Source organism: Methanosaeta sp. UBA356, assembly GCF_002496465.1.
Taxonomy (GTDB): Archaea; Halobacteriota; Methanosarcinia; order Methanotrichales; family Methanotrichaceae; genus Methanothrix; species Methanothrix soehngenii.
This window is the reverse complement of record NZ_DAKC01000081.1, coordinates 1,080-1,323: the sequence shown is the minus strand read 5'-3', so window position 1 is coordinate 1,323 and position 244 is coordinate 1,080. Positions and strand designations below refer to the sequence as shown.

At 44.3% G+C, this 244-nt stretch carries 1 protein-coding gene; it reads left to right on the top strand.

The features are described from left to right. On the top strand, positions 1–226 hold a 226-nt coding region (locus BP727_RS06895), incomplete at its 5' end, for a ribbon-helix-helix protein, CopG family (RefSeq protein ID WP_286858013.1). Positions 227–244 lie beyond the last annotated feature (18 nt).

Below are 244 nucleotides of genomic sequence, written 5' to 3'. Positions count from 1 at the left end.
ATATCATCTTGTGAAACAATTATCTGTACTAGTGGAAGATGATGTTCTAGAGGCTATCGAGAAGCGCATATTGGCCTCTGGCCGCAGCAAGAGCGACGTCGTCAGGGATCTCCTAATAATCGGCCTGAAAAAACCTCCCACTTCCGCATACAGAGATCTTGTAATGGATGCCATTGCAGCACATGAAAAGAGATTTCACGCAACGGAGAAAACTGAGGAACCATGAAGAATAAGAGATGCAAAA